Genomic DNA, 2,926 nt, shown 5'->3' with positions numbered 1-2,926 from the left:
CCACCCCGCGGTGAGGGTGTTGTGTGAGGAAAGAGGGGGGGTCCTGGTCAGGTCTGGCGGTGACTTACTCTCCCACGTCTATGACGACGCAGTACCATCAGCGGCGGCGCGCTTAACGGCCGAGTTCGGGATGGGATCGGGTGTATCGCGCAGCCTATGGCCACCAGACCGGATCAGGGCCCCAACATCAGGTTCCAAGCCAAGCATCACGTGTTGGATTGTGCATGACTTCGTCGTCCGGGGACGGTGGGGGCGTTCAGCCCTGCCCGTCACTGGATCGGATCAAGCCTATCGGACGATTAGTACCGGTCAACTGAGCGCATTGCTGCGCGTGCATCCCCGGCCTATCGACGTGGTGGTCTGCCACGGTCCTCAGGGAGACCTGGTTTTGAGGGGGGCTTCCCGCTTAGATGCCTTCAGCGGTTATCCTGTCCGTTCATAGCCACCCGGCACTGCTGCTGGCGCAACAACCGGTCCACCAGTGGAACGTTCACCCCGGTCCTCTCGTACTAGGGGCAACTCCTCTCAAGTCTCCTGCACCCACGGAAGATAGGGACCGAACTGTCTCACGACGTTCTAAACCCAGCTCACGTACCTCTTTAAATGGCGAACAGCCATACCCTTGGGACCTGCTCCAGCCCCAGGATGAGATGAGCCGACATCGAGGTGCCAAACACTGCCGTCGATATGGACTCTTGGGCAGTATCAGCCTGTTATCCCCAGCGTACCTTTTATTCGTTGAGCGATGGCCCTCCCACGTGGGACCACCGGATCACTATGGCCGTCTTTCGACTCTGCTCGACGTGTCAGTCTCGCAGTCAGGCTGGCTTATGCCATTGCACTCAACGGGCGATTTCCGACCGCCCTGAGCCAACCTTCGCGCGCCTCCGTTACGATTTGGGAGGCGACCGCCCCAGTCAAACTCCCCACCACGCAGGGTTCCGGATCCGGATAACGGACCGCGGTTAGACATCAAGATGGCGAAGGGCGGTATCTCAAGGACGGCTCCACGGGAACTGGCGTCCCCGCTTCAAAGCCTACCGCCTATCCTGCACATCGCAATCCTGATGCCAGTGCGAAGCTGGAGTAAAGGTGCATGGGGTCTTTCCGTCTAACCGCGGGAAGCCCGCATCTTCACGGGCAATTCAATTTCGCTGAGTCGATGTTGGAGACAGCGGGGAAGTCGTTACGCCATTCGTGCAGGTCGGAACTTACCCGACAAGGAATTTCGCTACCTTAGGACCGTTATAGTTACGGCCGCCGTTTACTGGGGCTTCAGTTCGGAGCTTGCACCCCTCCCTTTAACCTTCCAGCACCGGGCAGGCGTCAGACTGTATACGTCGCCTTGCGGCTTCGCACAGCCCTGTGTTTTTAGTAAACAGTCGCCACCCCCTGGTTTGTGCCCCCCACCCCTGGTTGCCCAAGGACAGGGCCTCCTTCTCGCGAACTTACGGAGGTATTTTGCCGAGTTCCTTCAACATCGTTCTCTCAAGCGCCTTGGTATTCTCTACCAGTCCACCTGTGTCGGTTTAGGGTACGATCTCACGGAGGGCTATTTCCAGGAACCGCTCACCAGCCTGCCCAATCCGATAAGGGCAAACGAGCTCTGCGATCCGTCACATCCTCCTGGCCCGGGAATATTAACCCGGTTCCCATCGACTACGCCTTTCGGCCTCGCCTTAGGGGTCGGCTCACCCTGCTCAGATTAGCTTTAAGCAGGAACCCTTGGACTTTCGGCGAGGGGGTCTCTCACCCCCTTTGTCGCTACTCATGTCATCATTCTCACTGGTGATCTCTCCACCGGATGGCTCACGCCCCAGCTTCATCGAAGACACCCATCCTCCCCTGCGACCTGCGTCGCACAAGAGGACTGGCGTCATGTCACACCACGCTCTGCTACCGCGCATCTTGCGATGCACCCTAAGCTTCGGCTCACGGCTTGAGCCCCGTTACATCTTCGCCGCAGGACAACTTATCTAGACCAGTGAGCTGTTACGCTATCTTTAAAGGATGGCTGCTTCTAAGCCAACCTCCTGGTTGTTTTGGTCGTCCCACCTGCTTTCCCACTTAGCCGTGAATTGGGGGCCTTAGCTGTAGGTCAGGGTTGTTTCCCTCTTCACACCGGACGTTAGCACCCGATGTGTGTCTGCCAGATAGTGCTCCTCGGTATTCGGAGTTTGGTTAGGCTCAGTAAGTCTGTGGGACCCCATCACCCATCCAGTGCTCTACCCCCGAGGGCATTCGTCTGACGCTCTACCTAAATAGATTTCGCAGAGAACCAGCTATCTCCGAGTTTGATTAGCCTTTCACCCCTAGCCACAGCTCATCCCGACCTTTTTCAACAGGTGTGGGTTCGGCCCTCCAGCTGGTGTTACCCAGCCTTCAGCCTGGCCATGGCTAGATCACTCGGTTTCGGGTCTGATCCCACGAACTAAAACGCCCTATTAAGACTCGCTTTCGCTCCGCCTCCACCTATCGGCTTAAGCTTGCTCGTGAGACCAAGTCGATGACCCATTATACAAAAGGTACGCCGTCACCCCTCAAGGAGGCTCCGACTGCTTGTAGGCGTCCGGTTTCAGGAACTGTTTCACTCCCCTCGTCGGGGTGCTTTTCACCTTTCCCTCACGGTACTGGTTCGCTATCGGTCAGCAAGGAGTACTTAGCCTTCGAGGGTGGTCCCCCGATCTTCAGACAGGATTTCACGTGTCCCGCCCTACTTAATACGTCCATTCGAGCTTCCCATACGGGGCTGTCACCCGCTCCGGCCCGTCTTCCCAAACGGTTCTGGTCACTCTCCTGGCTCGGCTGGTCCGCGTTCGCTCGCCACTACTAGCGGAGTCTCATATTGATGTCCTTTCCTCCAGGTACTGAGATGTTTCAGTTCCCCGGGTTCGCTTCTTGTGACCTATGTGTTCAGTCTCAAGAT

At 57.4% G+C, this 2,926-nt stretch carries 2 rRNA genes (1 of these 2 only partly in view); both read right to left on the bottom strand.

Features of this window, described 5'->3' with window-relative positions:
* Window positions 1-51: 51 nt before the first annotated feature.
* Window positions 52-168: ribosomal RNA gene (rrf, locus tag FHG66_RS20985) — 5S ribosomal RNA — on the bottom strand.
* A 110-nt stretch (window positions 169-278) separates the two neighbouring features.
* Window positions 279-2,926: ribosomal RNA gene (locus tag FHG66_RS20980) — 23S ribosomal RNA — on the bottom strand (it continues 188 nt past the right edge of the window).

The organism is Rubellimicrobium rubrum, assembly GCF_006152115.1.
In the GTDB taxonomy this organism is placed as follows: Bacteria; Pseudomonadota; Alphaproteobacteria; order Rhodobacterales; family Rhodobacteraceae; genus Rubellimicrobium; species Rubellimicrobium rubrum.
Note: the sequence above shows the minus strand (reverse complement) of the source record. Positions and strands in the feature narration are given on the sequence as shown.